This is a genomic window from Xenorhabdus thailandensis, from assembly GCF_037996785.1.
In the GTDB taxonomy this organism is placed as follows: domain Bacteria; phylum Pseudomonadota; class Gammaproteobacteria; order Enterobacterales; family Enterobacteriaceae; genus Xenorhabdus; species Xenorhabdus griffiniae.
In genome coordinates this window covers 254,384-268,948 of the sequence record NZ_JBBMXF010000012.1, presented here as the reverse complement: position 1 = coordinate 268,948, position 14,565 = coordinate 254,384, and the positions used below count along the sequence as shown (strand labels likewise).

12 protein-coding genes, 1 tRNA gene and 1 pseudogene are annotated in these 14,565 nt (G+C 44.9%); 5 read left to right on the top strand and 9 right to left on the bottom strand.

Annotated elements, in window-relative coordinates:
• Positions 1–110: 110 nt before the first annotated feature.
• From AAC853_RS11500 to trmB, 5 genes are all read right to left on the bottom strand, one after another.
• Positions 111–1,055 (bottom strand): siderophore ABC transporter substrate-binding protein, encoded by a 945-nt coding sequence (locus AAC853_RS11500; RefSeq protein WP_340614648.1) that lies wholly within the window; start codon positions 1,053–1,055, stop codon positions 111–113.
• A gap of 127 nt (positions 1,056–1,182) precedes the next feature.
• Positions 1,183–1,920 carry a DUF2884 family protein gene (locus AAC853_RS11495; RefSeq protein WP_340614647.1) on the bottom strand — a complete coding sequence of 246 codons (738 nt, stop codon included), beginning with the start codon at positions 1,918–1,920 and terminating at the stop codon, positions 1,183–1,185.
• Between the two features lie 37 nt (positions 1,921–1,957).
• Positions 1,958–2,884 (bottom strand): glutaminase B, encoded by a 927-nt coding sequence (glsB, locus tag AAC853_RS11490; RefSeq protein ID WP_370588412.1) that lies wholly within the window; start codon positions 2,882–2,884, stop codon positions 1,958–1,960.
• Between the two features lie 92 nt (positions 2,885–2,976).
• Positions 2,977–3,303 (bottom strand): YggL family protein, encoded by a 327-nt coding sequence (locus AAC853_RS11485; RefSeq protein ID WP_338803363.1) that lies wholly within the window; start codon positions 3,301–3,303, stop codon positions 2,977–2,979.
• Positions 3,303–4,022 carry a tRNA (guanosine(46)-N7)-methyltransferase TrmB gene (trmB, locus tag AAC853_RS11480; protein WP_193851004.1) on the bottom strand — a complete coding sequence of 240 codons (720 nt, stop codon included), beginning with the start codon at positions 4,020–4,022 and terminating at the stop codon, positions 3,303–3,305. Before trmB ends, AAC853_RS11485 begins: the two co-directional genes overlap by 1 nt.
• Positions 4,023–4,586: 564 nt before the next feature.
• Between trmB and mutY the strand changes: the two genes are divergently transcribed.
• The 5 genes from mutY (at position 4,587) to AAC853_RS11455 (ending at position 7,662) form a co-directional block, all read left to right on the top strand.
• Complete coding sequence (mutY, locus tag AAC853_RS11475; protein WP_340614646.1) at positions 4,587–5,627, top strand: A/G-specific adenine glycosylase; 1,041 nt, start codon at positions 4,587–4,589, stop codon at positions 5,625–5,627.
• Positions 5,628–5,653: 26 nt separating this feature from the next.
• Entirely contained in the window at positions 5,654–5,926 is a 273-nt protein-coding gene (locus AAC853_RS11470) for an oxidative damage protection protein (protein ID WP_338803365.1), read from the top strand.
• A gap of 111 nt (positions 5,927–6,037) precedes the next feature.
• Positions 6,038–7,111: a membrane-bound lytic murein transglycosylase MltC gene (gene mltC / locus AAC853_RS11465; protein WP_340614645.1), complete on the top strand. Its 1,074-nt coding sequence runs from the start codon at positions 6,038–6,040 to the stop codon at positions 7,109–7,111.
• A gap of 165 nt (positions 7,112–7,276) precedes the next feature.
• A tRNA-Phe gene (locus AAC853_RS11460) sits at positions 7,277–7,352 on the top strand.
• A 142-nt stretch (positions 7,353–7,494) separates the two neighbouring features.
• On the top strand, positions 7,495–7,662 hold the full coding sequence (locus AAC853_RS11455) for a hypothetical protein (RefSeq protein WP_167383256.1): 168 nt from the start codon (positions 7,495–7,497) through the stop codon (positions 7,660–7,662).
• A 37-nt stretch (positions 7,663–7,699) separates the two neighbouring features.
• On the opposite strand, the pseudogene AAC853_RS11450 reads toward AAC853_RS11455, so the two are convergent.
• From AAC853_RS11450 to AAC853_RS11435, 4 genes and pseudogenes are all read right to left on the bottom strand, one after another.
• Positions 7,700–8,727: pseudogene (locus AAC853_RS11450) on the bottom strand (tyrosine-type recombinase/integrase).
• Between the two features lie 79 nt (positions 8,728–8,806).
• Positions 8,807–9,838, bottom strand: a complete 1,032-nt coding sequence (locus AAC853_RS11445; protein ID WP_340614644.1) for a TraI domain-containing protein — start codon at positions 9,836–9,838, stop codon at positions 8,807–8,809.
• Between the two features lie 266 nt (positions 9,839–10,104).
• Positions 10,105–10,692 (bottom strand): N-6 DNA methylase, encoded by a 588-nt coding sequence (locus AAC853_RS11440; protein ID WP_340614643.1) that lies wholly within the window; start codon positions 10,690–10,692, stop codon positions 10,105–10,107.
• Between the two features lie 730 nt (positions 10,693–11,422).
• The gene (locus AAC853_RS11435; protein ID WP_340614642.1) at positions 11,423–14,524 is read right to left on the bottom strand and encodes an AMP-binding protein; all 3,102 of its coding nucleotides are present in this window, start codon (positions 14,522–14,524) and stop codon (positions 11,423–11,425) included.
• Between the last annotated feature and the right edge of the window lie 41 nt (positions 14,525–14,565).

The window sequence follows — 14,565 nt, the reverse complement described above, 5'->3', positions numbered from 1 at the left end:
ATTTAGGAACAATATCAGTTTAGGAATAATAAGTGAGTCGAGTTTACCCTGAAACCTCACTCTTCAGATTTCAGGATAAATTCAGAGAAAAAGGATTTTAATTTACGAAATTACAAGGCATCAGCAACGGCATTGATTTGTCGCGTCATGCTATCCAAACCGCCACCAGACAAGTACCAAAGATCAGGCTGTAAATACACTATCTTGCCGTTTTTATAGGCATTAGTTGATTTGACTTGGTCATTTTCAAACTGTGCTTTTTCTAACTTACCGGCACCAATTGCTTCACTACGGTCGATAATAAAAATCACATCAGGATCCGCTTGTGCAATCATATCCGCCGTCACGCTCCTGCTTTTGTCTTTATCCGATTTAGCCGGCAAGACAGCACGAGGTGCTTTAATCACATTGTAAACAATAGCCTGATTATTGGGATATAATCCCCCTGCATTATGCAGTAATACCAATACTTTGCTGTTCGCTGCTTGCGCTTTTACCTGAGCGGCTGCAAGCGTTTTTTCCAAATCAGCAAATTGCGCTTTCACGATATCCTGCTTATTAAATAACTCACCCAACAATTTAAGATTACTATCAACGGATGACAGATAATTTTTATTGTCCGTGCTTAAATTAATGGTTGGTGCTATTTGTGACAGGCTTTCATAGAAAGCACCTTGGCGGCCAGTAATGACAATCAAATCAGGTTTGATTTCCGCTAATTTTTCCAGATTCGGCTCTTTCATTCCGCCGGCATTGTGCATAGTTGCAGGCACACCATTACGCACATATTCAGGTAAGTTATTGATGGGTAATGCAATCACTCGATCAGACAATCCCAGTTTTACCATCGAATCGTACGTTCCGAAATCGAACAAAACCACCCGTTTTGGATTCTTTTTAACCTGAGTTTCACCGGAAAGATGTTTTACCGTGGCATAATCACCAGACTGGGCTGTTACTGAATTTGGCATAAATAATTCTGGTGATTGGCTAAATGCAGAGTAACTGGTAGCAGAAAGCAGTGATGCAATAACAATTGGCAGGATTTTTTTCATTAGTGACACCTAAATTAAGTCTATTAATAAAAGGTGACTTGCATTCTAGGTGGCAACGTTAACATGTCAACAAAATAAGAATCAATTTCATATTGATTCTTATTTTCCTGTAGGGTGAAAACCTGTTTCATTTAATCGCATTCATAAGACTAATGCGCTGTTGTTCTAATTGGCTGGCTTTACTACATACTTCAACTTTTAAGCGTTTTAATTCTTGTTCCTGCTTTTTCCATTCTGCATCAAAACCATTTTGCATACCGCCTAACCCGCCAAGAAGAGACATTAGCATCTGTTTGCCATCACCATTTTGCTCGCTATTTTTCCGGCTCATTTCATTAATGCTATCTTGCAAGATACCGCCAAGGCTCTGTTCAATCAGTTTTTTGCCTTCAGGTTCTACCTGCTTGACTGCCTGAGCATTAAAAGCAAAGCCATTAGCACGGGTTTCAATCACTTTATCAACTTGTTTACTGAGGCCAGATTCCAATTGAGATAGACGGTTACGGATATTACTTTCCTTACCCATTGTTTCGACCACCACTTTATCCAGTGACTGTCGTGCATTCGCCAAATGACTTAACGCTTCTTTCTTAACCCAAGGTAAATCCTGACGGATTGTCTGTTGATATTGTTGGGCTTTACTACGTTGTCCTGTATCCAGCGATAACGCCTTACCATCTCTGGTTATGGAACCATCAGGCAATATCTTTAAGTTCCCACTCGCCCCTGTGATCTGGACAGAATTTGGCGTGACAATAATGTCATCATTAAGCGTCGCATGACATTCAGAATTCGCCTGTGCCTGAGTAACAATGGCTTGAGACACAAATATCAATGTTGCAGCAATCGTGATCCTGCGTAACATACCTTCTCCTGATTTCTAAAGTTAAAACACTTACAGGTTAAAAGATAGAGCGTCCAATACGCCCGGCTAATTTTTCCAGTGCTGCACAACCTGCCAATGAGTTACCGGATTTATCCAGCTCAGGCGACCATACTGCAACCGTAAATTCTCCCGGCACCACACAGATAATGCCGCCACCCACACCCGATTTCCCTGGCATACCGATCCTGAAAGCAAACTCGCCAGAGCCATCATACATACCACATGTCAACATAAGCGCATTAATCTGGCGAGTTTGTCGAAGACTCAAAATTTGTTGGCCAGAACCCAGCATTCGCCCCTGGTTGGCTAAATAAATAAAACATTGAGCCAATTCAACACAATTCATCTTTAAGGCACAGTATTGGAAGTATGTTTGCAAAACGGTAATAACATCGTTCTCAAAATTACCGAATGATTTCATCAGGTAAGCTATCGCGGCATTGCGGCTGGAATGCTCCATCTCTGAACGGGCAACGATATCGTCATAGCAAATCCTTTTTTGACCGGTGAGGCTACGGACAAACTCCAGCATTCTATGCTTAGGGGCACTTAAGCGAGATTGCAGCATATCGCAAATAATCAAGGCTCCGGCATTAATAAAAGGGTTACGGGGAATACCCTTTTCCAATTCCAACTGTACCAATGAGTTAAACGGCTGCCCCGAAGGTTCCGTACCCACCCGTTGCCAGATATCCTCTTCCTTATAACGTGTCATTGCTAATGTTAAGCTCAACACTTTAGAAATGGATTGGATGGAGAAGCGTTTTTCTGCATCTCCCGCTTTAAAAATTTGCCCATCGACCGTACAAATGGCCATTGCCAAATTGTCTGCCGGAACTTCTGCCAGAGCAGGAATATAATCAGCGACTCTTCCTTGACCAATCAAAGGGCGCACTTCTTCTAAGATATCCGCCAACAACGAATTAGAGAACCTTACCTTCACCACGTTTTCTCCAGACAAACAGGGGCCCCTAAAGAGCCCCTGCATACAGCGCTATTTTTACGTAATACGCTTTTTCTTAATGCAACAGCGAATCAATCCCACCACACATCAAACAGTTCTGATGTGATAACGTCTTCCATACCGCGATCTTTCAGCCACTTCTCAACCAACTGGCGATGTTCTTCCGTACATTTGCCGATTTTTTGCAGACAGACAATACCTTCCCATTGCAAATAACCGCTGGCATCCAGAGCAAGGCCATTTGGCTCGATCAGTTCTTCAATCAAAGCATCAACCGTGCTATCAACAACCTCAACGGAGGTATCAGCCGGAAAATTCCACTTTATTGAAAAACCCAATTCCTGAAACTCATCAATACGCAATTTTTTACGCAGACGACGACTACGGTTTTTAGCCATTATTTTACCCTCTCAAACATTAGATCCCATACGCCATGACCTAACCGCTGACCACGCGTCTCAAATTTTGTGACCGGGCGCGACTCAGGACGTGGCACATAATCACCGTTTTCCGATAAGTTGCGATACCCTTCTGCTGCGCTCATCACCTCCAGCATATGCTCTGCATATGGCTGCCAGTCGGTCGCCATATGGAAAACACCACCGATTTCCAGCTTACTTCTCACTAATTGAGCGAATTCAGGCTGCACAATTCTACGCTTGTTATGACGAGCTTTATGCCACGGATCAGGGAAGAAAAGCTGAACCATTGCCAGGCTCTGATCTGGGATCATGTTGTTCAATACTTCGATAGCATCATGGCACATCACTCGCAGATTACTGAGATTTTCATCTTCTGCGGATGCCAAACACGCTCCAACTCCCGGCGCATGAACTTCGATTCCCCAAAAGTTTTTATCTGGATTTTCGCTTGCCATTGTGACCAATGATGCGCCCATACCAAAACCGATTTCCAGCACAACAGGGGCTTTACGGCCAAAGATCTCTTCCATATTGGACAATTCTGCCTGATAGTCCACGCCCATCTCTGGCCACACATTATCAAGCGCTTGCTGCTGGCGACTCGTTAACCGCCCCTGCCGACGCACAAAACTGCGGACACGGCGCAACGCCCTGCCATTTTCATTATATTCCGGTGAAATTACGTTATTTATCATGGTACTTTTTGTCAGTTTTAAAGACATTTTTTTCAGGCGTCCGGGACTTTATATACCGCAGGAGCGCCCAAAGAGAGCGCAATTATGCAAAGATGGCTGAGTTTATCAAGTTCAGTGTCTATAAGCACAACTTTAATGCTATGTTTGCGTAAGATATAGAATTACTTACTTAACCTATTGATATTAAATATTTATACTGTTTTTGATTCTACACAAACTCCTATACAACTTATTTTGTGCTAACAAAAAAATTTTCTTTTTCATACATTGCATTCCCCTGTCAGCTTCTCTACCAATATTGTGTAAAAAATTTATAGGCGGTTTCTATACAAAAAACTATGCAATAAATTGCATGGATTTAGAAAGATAATACTGGACTGCTAGAGAATACAATGGCGTGATTCACTTGATTTTAATGTGATTAATGGGCTTTTATAGACGGTGAGATAAGTATGTTGACAGTTTGCGTACTACTTTGAAACAAAGTTCGGGTTTACACTGAGGTTACACTATGTTGCAATCCCGTTCACGAAACAATTACCAAATATAAAGACAATTATTCTAATGATGGAAGCTGAGCAATTTTCACAAGTGGTACTTGAGTGGTATCACCGCTACGGCCGCAAAACTCTGCCGTGGCAGTTAGAAAAAACACCCTATCATGTCTGGCTTTCAGAGGTGATGCTGCAACAAACCCAAGTTGCGACGGTCATTCCCTATTTCCAAAAATTTATTTCACGTTTTCCCAATGTTGCCTCTTTGGCCGCAGCCCCCCTGGACGAAGTTCTCCATTTGTGGACTGGCCTGGGATATTACGCCCGTGCCCGCAATTTACATAAAGCCGCACAACAGATTGTGACATTGCACAATGGCAAATTTCCGACCACCTTTGACGATGTTGTTGCACTGCCTGGTGTAGGGCGTTCAACTGCCGGAGCCATTCTCTCATTGTCCCAAGGCAAGCATTTTCCGATCCTTGATGGTAACGTGAAACGTGTTTTGGCTCGCTGCTACGCGGTTGATGGCTGGCCGGGGAAAAAAGAAGTCGAAAACCAGTTATGGGATATCAGCACGCGCGTAACTCCCAAGCAAGGTGTCGAATATTTCAATCAGGCGATGATGGATTTGGGTGCGATAGTCTGTACCCGCAGCAAACCAAAATGTGAAATTTGTCCACTTAATACGGGTTGTATCGCTTACGCCAATCACAGCTGGGCAAACTATCCGGGGAAAAAACCGAAACAAAGCATTCCTGAAAAAACAGCCTATTTTTTATTAATGCAACACGGCGATATGGTTTGGCTGGAGCAGCGCCCACTTTCTGGTATTTGGGGTGGTTTGTTTGCTTTCCCACAATTTGCTGATCAAGTATCACTGGAACAATGGCTAAAAAACTCAGGTATCTCGCACAGCAAACTTGAACAACTGACAGCATTTCGCCACACATTCAGTCATTTTCATTTAGATATCGTTCCTATTAAAATCGATATTTTAACTTTTGATTCTTGCATGGATGAAAGTAAGGGACTTTGGTATAACTTACGTCAGCCAGCAACCATTGGATTGGCAGCTCCCGTTGAGTACCTTTTGCAACAATTGGGTTAAGTTGCCCACTATTTTGAGGATTAATTATGAGCAGAACTATTTTTTGTACTTTTTTACAACGAGAAGCGGAAGGCCAAGATTTTCAGCTCTATCCAGGGGAATTGGGCAAGCGTATTTTCAATGAGATTTCAAAAGAAGCATGGCAACAATGGATGACTAAACAAACCATGCTGATTAATGAAAAAAAACTCAATACCATGAATCCAGAAGATCGCAAACTGCTTGAACAAGAGATGGTGAAATTCCTGTTTGAAGGACATGATATTAAAATCGACGGTTATACACCTCCGGAACAATAATATTACTATTCGATTAGTATCGATTGGCAAAATAAGAGCCATTTTGTATGGCTCTAAACATTGATTGAAACCTCAATATCCAACAGTATTAATATCCAACGGCATTGTAAAATGAAAAGACTGCTGGCCCTGATCCTCCTTGCTCCACTTTTAATTTCCTGTTCTAGCAAAAAAGACGCTGAATACAACGAAGAATATATAAAAGACACCAATGGATTCGATATTTTGATGGGGCAATTTGCCCACGATATTGAAAATATTTGGGGTTTGCAGGAAGTTTTAATCGCAGGCCCAAAAGATTACGTTAAATATACAGATCACTATAAGACCCGCAGCCATATTAATTTTGAGACGGGAAACATTACGATTGAAACCATTTCCCCCATTGAACCCGCTGAACATTTACGCAAAGCGATCGTTACAACTTTGCTGATGGGAGATGATCCAGGAACTATCGATCTTTATTCCGACGCCAACGATATTCAGATCAGCAAAGAACCCTTTCTATATGGGCAGGTTTTAGATAACACTGGTGAGCCCATTCGCTGGGAGTGGCGCGCACGTCATTTTGCCAATTATCTGATCCAAAATAAATTGCAAAAACGTCAATCGGGGTTACACATCATTTGGTCAGTTACCATACAGTTGGTGCCTAACCATTTGGACAAACGTGCCCATAAATACCTTCCTATCGTTCGCAAAGCATCCATAAAATATGGCGTTGATGAATCTCTCATCCTTGCCATCATGCAGACTGAATCCAGTTTTAACCCTTATGCCGTCAGCCGCTCTGATGCCTTGGGGCTTATGCAGGTAATGCAACACACTGCCGGACGAGATGTTTTCAAGATGCAAGGAAAATCAGGCCAGCCTAGCCGCAATTATCTCTTCGATCCTGAGAACAACATCGATGCCGGCACTGCTTATTTGTCGATATTGCAAAATACCTATTTAGGGGAAATCAAAAACGCGACCTCACGCCGATATTCCGTTATCACAGCTTACAATGGCGGTGCCGGCAGTGTATTGCGCGTATTCTCCAATGATAAAAAGAAAGCGATTCAAATCATCAACTCAATGGAACCTGGTGAAGTTTATTCAACCCTGACCAATAAACACCCTTCTGCTGAATCACGTCACTATTTGATGAAAGTGAACAATGCACAGAAAAGCTATCGCAGATAGTTGATAATCAATGAGCGGATAGTAGGGAAATAACAAATGGAGAGGCGATTGTTTCTCCATTTTGTTTAGATTTATAGCTTGTTGTGTGAATTAAAAGCATATAAATAAATTTATGTAGAAAGTGTTTGACGGATTGGGCTGAATACGGTTTAATGCGCCCCGTTAGCCCGGATAGCTCAGTCGGTAGAGCAGGGGATTGAAAATCCCCGTGTCGGTGGTTCGATTCCGCCTCCGGGCACCAAGTTTCCATGCGGGTTTGTCCTAGGTTGTTAAATTTCCTGACAAAAGCGCGAAAAAGAATCAATCGTTAATTAAATGTTAAAGCCTAATCAGTTCAATTTGTACTGTTTAGTTGATAAGAACATTTAAGACAAGATGACAGGGTGGCTGTTTTATCAGTTGCCCTTTTCTTGTTTAAGGTAATGATTTCAGTAATTGATTCTGATGTCAAGTCAGGTGAAAACTTCACGACGGGATACCGGATCAGCATGAACGCTTTTTTCCATCCCATCACTGTTGATGCAGGGCAGCTCACGCTATCTCCTCCTTAATCCATCCTGCGATCTGCCCTGATTTTTTTAATCCGCTTTATTCCTTCTCACCGGCAGGCTCATCAGAACGATCGGTGTACAATCCCAGCTCCCGCTCCAGTGTTTTCCCCGTCACTTCCATATCGAGATCAATGTATTCCATCGTGGTCGCCACATTACGATGCCCCAGTAATCTTTTCACCAACGGCAGGTTCCGATCCGGCGCTTTCATCAGCGTCGTTGCCACGGTATGGCGAAAACGGTGAGGCGAGACAGCAAAATCACACTCCCTGGACAGCCGACGAAAGAAAGAACGGAGCTGTTGTTTTTCCCGATTGATATCATATTGGTAACGGGAAAGCCGGCTGGGGTGCGGCACGCTTAACCGGCTGAGATCGAAAATCGGATCGTGGCCTTCAGCACCGGCAGCCATCGCCCTTGCCACGAGTTGTGCCAGCCGGGGTTTGAGTTGCGGAATAATCGGTATCTCCCATTCGCTGTGGTTTTTACTGCCTTCCAGTCCCAGTTCAATATAATTGCTTTCCAGGTTAATATCCCGCAGCCGCAGGTGCAGTAACTGGTTCTGCGCATCCCCGTAAAGCGCAATGTCGCCAGCACGGTTGACCAATACCAGGTTGGGTACAGGGCACACCGCCCTCCCCGTGGCATCACGTCGGTTCTTTCTTCTTCCGCAAACTTCCCCATCAACAGGTTAATACGGGTTATCTGCGACTGACTCAAAATCTTCTTCTTTTTCTTCTCTTTTTTAACCACGGCGTGGTTAAACGGGTTGTCGGTGTGGGGCAGCAATTTTTGCGCCATACCGAAATTAAAAATCGCCCGCAGGTGGGCTACCTTATTGTTCCAGGTATGGCTCGACTGCTTTTTTTCCACCAGAAGATGGCGCCGCCACCGCAACACATCCCGATGAGTGATCTGCGCCGGTGATGCCGCTTCCCCCATAAACCGGATAAAACCCCGTGTGACCTTACGATAACTCCATTCGGTATCCGGTCTCAGGATATGTGAAAAAAAGTACTCTTCTAATAGCGCTTCCCAACTGTGGGCTTCTGCTGTGTGCAACATATTATTTTTTCCTCGGCTCATCCTGCCGTTTCCTGTCCAAAAACAATTCGCGGCAATAAAATAAAAATAACTGTTTGAATTATTTATCTTTAAATGATGAATGCAGGTGACTGTCAGGGGCAATACTTTCTTTCTCCCGTTTTGACCGTTTGGTCAGTTTTGAGGCGGGGGGGTGACTTTTTCCCTGATTTTGCGGCGAAGATCCATCAGGTGACTGAAATAAGGATAATAATGTCAGGGTATCATCAGATACGGATGGCGGTGGGGTTGTGATTTCACTGACAGGCGGCGTGGGTGTCGTTTCCGGTACCGGATTGTATTCGGAAGAGCACGCCGCCTCCTTCGCCGGAGATGGAGAAACTTCCTGTTTCCCCCGCAAAGGGGAATGAACCTGCCCGGCAGCGTCCTGAAGCAATGTATCTATCAGCGGAACAGTGGAGGGACGCCCATTGAGATGCTGCATCAGACAATGCCAGACTTCCGGTACGCTCACCAGCCACATCATGGCTTTTTCTGGTAACAAACAGGCAGCCAGCAACACTTCTTGTGGAACCGACGGTATGTTCTCCGGTGCGCGAAAACGGAAACGAAACGGTTTATCGGGGATACCCATGCCCGGTTGCCAGACATGCCCGTCTTCCAGTTCCCCTTCGAGCTGTCGCAATAACGGCAGGTGGTAAAACAACGCCGCCCAGAACACCACCGCCTGCCATAGCAAGCTCTGGGCCGCCTGCGTTTCCGGTGCCGCCCCCGGTGGTAACAGATGACCCTTCGCCAGCCGCACGGCACAGGTGGTAAATTGCAGCGTCAGGTCGGCAAATCCCCCTGCCCCTGACCAGTCACCTTCCGGTGTGGCGGGTATTTGCTGGACACTGCCCAGCAATTGCTTCACCGGTGCAAGATAGAAACGCTGATACAGCCCTTCGGGCAAGGCACTGTTTTGCCATAACTGTTGCAGGCATTGACGACGCAGGGCGGTTGCCAGTAATTCGTCAGCCGATTGCGGCCGGAAATAGCCCCGGCTGTCACGAATGGCGGCCGGTTGTTGTTCGGATAATTTTTGCGGTATGGCAGACTGGCGGGCAAAATGCGATTTAAAACGCGCAAACATGGTCTTTCCTCTTTCCGTTCAAATTGGGTTCAGTGTCGGTGGATCCCAATCGGAAACAAGGGAAAACTCTTTTTGCGGAAATGAAAATTAAACTGACCCGATTCATCCATGGATTCACTTATCGGATCACCTTAATTTTTACTATAAATCAATGCATTAACACTAATCAAAAATCGGGATAGGGGCTAATCTCACGATTAGCCTCCTCCCACACCACCGTACATACGGGTCCGTATACGGCGGTTCAGTTAAGATACTGAAAAAATTCAGGCTGCCTGTGGCTGTTGATGCTCCCGTAAACGGTTCGACCAGTTACCCAGATAATGTGCCGGTGTATAGCGGGTTCGCTGACTGCCGCCATCATGCAGGGCATTGCCAATGGTGACGGCGGCCGGAATGTCGGTCAGGGCAAACTGGATGTAGGCCATCACCGCGGCCAGCGGATCAATATCAATCGCTGAGACCCACAGACTGCATAACGGATCATGCCCCTGCGCTCTCAAGACGTCGGCAGCGGCCAGCGTCATACAACCCGCCCCACAAGCCGGCTCGTACAGCGTGACAAAGGGTTTCTCCTGCAAGCGTGCAGAGACATCCTGCAACTGTATCTCCGCCATCATTCTGGCCACGCACCAGGGGGTAAAAAACTGGTTGAGGTCTTTATCACCCAATCCCAGCTGCATAAACACACTGCCCAGAAAATCACCGGGTTCCTGCGCCAGCCCCAGCACGGTACAGGAAAAGAGTTCTACAATCCGGTCAACATCCTCCCGTTCGTACTTGTTGATGGTTTTCAGGTAATACTGCTCCAGCTCCTCACAGCATAGGCAATTTTGTCGGACACTTTCCGGCACTGCCAGGTATCACACCGGTAATCCTCACACAGCGTAACCGCCGCTTTAATGACCGAGTGTTCCAGCAGCCTCAATTCCAGTGGGCTACTTCGCGGAAAGACGTCCGCAAAAGGGGACAATTCAGACGCCGGTACAGCATGCACCGTTGTCCTGGTTTCGTTTTGTTGCATGGTGGACTCCTTTAAAATAACGGAGAACACCTTGCCCGACGGGAAGCATGTTCCCCGTCCGGGTTGACTGGCTGGGTTGCCAGCGTGGATTAAATAACCTTCATCATCAACAAAGATGATATCTGCTTCCAAAGGTGGGCAGATGTACCACACAGTGTGTACTCCCTTGCAGGCTACGGGAGTGTGGGTGTCGCTGCCCGAAGGTGATCCTCACAAGCGACCGGATCATGGATAAGTCTGACTACGCTAATCAATGAATATATTAAGATCAATGGGTAATTCATTTTCTGATACTGAAAATAATGCCAGAAACACGATGGCATTATTTGAATTGATTCGAATGCAATCTACCCGTTCTAATTTTATGGTGTGACCAAATCAGGCAACTTGCTCTAACTCACTTCTGGACAAAAACGATTTGGTTGTACCAACTAAGACTCGATCTGACACTATTGATGATCTACGAGATCTAATCAAACAGTCGGCTATGTGCGAATAGCGGAAGTTACTGGCATTACTGTGTGGTCGCTCAAAAAACCACCTTAATTTCAAACGTTACTCTAACGATCCTCTGCATGATCTGCCAGCCAATCCCCAATCCTTAACAGCAACACAAGATATTCTTTGGATAACGCTTTGAGATTACCTTCAGAGAATACTTGCGGATTATAATTAAAGCACAGCGTAAAACTTTCGGCGTCCTGGATAAGTAAAGTTAAGTCCAGCTTAAAATAATGGCTGTATATCTCATTGATGCTTAACTGACAGTTATTGATGTTTATTGTCTCTGGAAGCGTCGTTAAGTAATTAAACCCTGTCGAAAAATACAACAGGGATTTATTAGGCGAATGACGCAATGCATTAACTATGCCCTGATAAGGTAAATGTTGGTTTTCCAGCAATGAAAACACATGCTTTTTGCAGCGAATTAATAAATGATTAAAAGGCTCTTCACTATTAATATCGATAAAGAAACTGGTCATATTGACGAAACAGCCAATAGTATCCGCATCCTCTTGTGAGACGCGATCTGTAGTCGGAATACCAATCGGCTGATTACAGTAAGCTGTTTTTTGTAAAGCCAGACTGAATAATGTCAACAATGTAATAAATGGCGTAACATTATTTTGTTGAGAAAAATGTCGTAACTGAGCGCTCTGTTTAGCATTCAGCGTCACCAGATAGTTGTGGCCCTCCGATTGGGAAGATTGCAGGGCAGGTGATGATACCGCCCCCTGACGGCGATATCCCGCTAATGTTTGACGCCAAAATTCCGTTTCCTTAACGCATTGCTCAGAGGTATTAACTTTGCGTTGCTTGCGACAATAATCGGCATATTGCCAGTCCGCTTTAATGCGATACATGATATCGCCAGCCAGGAATGCCTGATAATAGCTGACAAACTGCCGAAAGAAAGGTGTGATAGCATCATGATCGAAAAGGGTATGATGCACTCTGCACAAGAGAACATGGTGATCCGGCGCGTTCTCAAGCAGCCAGAAATCTGCTAATGGCGATTGTTCAAAACCTGCTAACTCACGACACGCTATCTCAAGCAACACTCTGTCACGTAAAGGGCGTTCTTCAGGCAACACCACATTCAGAAGAGGAACATTCACTGCTGATACGGGTACGATTCGGCTACAAATCGGGTCGCTATTAAGATCAAATTGAGTGCGCAACACTGCGTTTTGCTCAAGGATGCGTGACACACTATGGTTAACAGCGCTTTTATTAATGCTGCCATGGATATCAATGGCACAATAGATTTGGTACAGCCCCAAATTTTCGTTCATCAACTCCAAGGTAAGGAAATAGCGTTGCTGGGAAGATAAGATCCCCTGCGATTCATCCTTATCGTCATGGCGGACAATATCGTTATTGCTGTAATAAGGCACAACGCTCGCCAACATCCGTGGCGTCGGATTCGCAAAGAAACAATCGAAATCAATATCAGCATACAATTGATAACGAATGCGATAGCGAACCTGCATTATTTTCAGTGAATTACCACCCAGCTCAAAGAAATTGTCGTTTGCGCCCAGGTTAACGATGCCCAGCACATCCTGCCAGATATCAATGATTTCCTGTTCCAGTTCATTCGCCGCACTGATAAAGGGTATCGCAAGGGAAGGGCGCAACGGCGAAGGTTTCGGCAAACGGTGAGTGTCCAATTTACCATTCGGCAATTTAGGAATCGCATTCAAATAGATAAAGCAAGCTGGAACCATGACCGTAGGCAGTTTTGTCGACACGAAACGGCGTAATTCCGTTTCGGCGATACGCACATGCGTAGCAACAAGATAAGCAATGATTCTGGGCGTGGTCAAACTATCATCGCAGCGCACGATGGCTTTTGCGATCCCCGTATGGGAGATCAATGCATGTTCAATTTCTTCAGCTGCGATGCGCACCCCATTGATTTTAAATTGCTGATCACAACGGCCCAGATAAAGTACTTCGTTATTATTAAGCATTTTGCCTAAATCCCCCGTACGATGCACCCGCCAAGTGCGGCCCTGACGTTTAACCTTATAAAAACGTTGATGCGTCAGGTCTTCGCGATTTATATATCCCCGGGAGACTCCATCGCCCATAATACAAATTTCACCCACTTCGCCCGGCTCCACTTCCAGACATTGCTCGTCAACGATCAGTAATTCGCTGCCGCGTAACGCATTACCAATAGTAACAGAATTTTCTGGCCATAACCGACTGAACGAACCGTTCGCTGTTGCTTCTGTTGGACCGTATAAATTAAATAAACAAATATCCGGCACCTCGCGGAAAGTGCGATTTTTGAGATTGTTTGATACCGCCTCGCCTGATAAAAACACGGTTTTCGGCAGCAGTTGGGCATCGGCGTCACATTGCTGCCGAACATAATTTAGTAATTCTTCCCAAATGGTGGGAACGCAATAAAGTGCTCCGTCCGGATATTGTCGATACCAATTCAACAATACCGGATACTGTTGAAGAATGTTTTTGGGTAGAATATGCAGCGTATCGCCTCGTAACAGAGGAGCATAAAGTTGCGTGACTACGGCCGCAAAGCTAAGCGATGCAGTTAATGGTAGCCTGGTGCGGGTCACTGGCCATAAATCTTCATTGAACCAATTCAGATAGTAATCCATGTTAGCATGTTCAATCAGCACGCCTTTCGGGGTGCCAGTTGAGCCAGAAGTATAGAGGATATAGGCGAGGTCATCAGCAGCAACGTCAGGCAATGCGCAAGGAGGCAAGCTTTCCGGCAATGCCATCAGATCTTCTATAAATTGAACGGTTTTGCTCAGGCTTGTCAGATTGTTACGCTGATTTATTTCTCGGGAAGTGATTACCAAGAAGGATGATGAGTCGTTAATAATAGTCGCTATTCTTTCCAACGGATGAAAGTCTGAAAGGGGAACATAGGTAAAACCAGCTTTCATGATTGCCAAAAAAATAGCGGGTAAATGAAGGCAGGGATCCAGATATACCGCTATTACGCCGCTTCGATTTTTTTGTCCAAATTCATTAAATAAATAATGTGCGATACGCGTCGAAGTTTGTTTAAGTTGGAAGTAGGTTTGAGACTTTTCTTCAAACATGACGGCGATTGAGTCAAATGTATCCTCTGCAATTATATCTATCTTATTAAAGATAGGGAGTAATGAATCATTCATTTCTCAATTTCTCTCGCACTGTAAGAAATATATCAGACAAG

Coding starts and splice junctions, on each gene's coding strand:
- AAC853_RS11500 (WP_340614648.1), bottom strand. CDS start 1,055: ATGAAAAAAATCCTGCCAATTGTTATTGCATCACTGCTTTCTGCTACC.
- AAC853_RS11495 (WP_340614647.1), bottom strand. CDS start 1,920: ATGTTACGCAGGATCACGATTGCTGCAACATTGATATTTGTGTCTCAA.
- AAC853_RS11485 (WP_338803363.1), bottom strand. CDS start 3,303: ATGGCTAAAAACCGTAGTCGTCGTCTGCGTAAAAAATTGCGTATTGAT.
- trmB (WP_193851004.1), bottom strand. CDS start 4,022: ATGATAAATAACGTAATTTCACCGGAATATAATGAAAATGGCAGGGCG.
- mutY (WP_340614646.1), top strand. CDS start 4,587: ATGATGGAAGCTGAGCAATTTTCACAAGTGGTACTTGAGTGGTATCAC.
- AAC853_RS11470 (WP_338803365.1), top strand. CDS start 5,654: ATGAGCAGAACTATTTTTTGTACTTTTTTACAACGAGAAGCGGAAGGC.
- mltC (WP_340614645.1), top strand. CDS start 6,038: ATGAAAAGACTGCTGGCCCTGATCCTCCTTGCTCCACTTTTAATTTCC.
- AAC853_RS11445 (WP_340614644.1), bottom strand. CDS start 9,838: ATGTTTGCGCGTTTTAAATCGCATTTTGCCCGCCAGTCTGCCATACCG.
- AAC853_RS11435 (WP_340614642.1), bottom strand. CDS start 14,524: ATGAATGATTCATTACTCCCTATCTTTAATAAGATAGATATAATTGCA.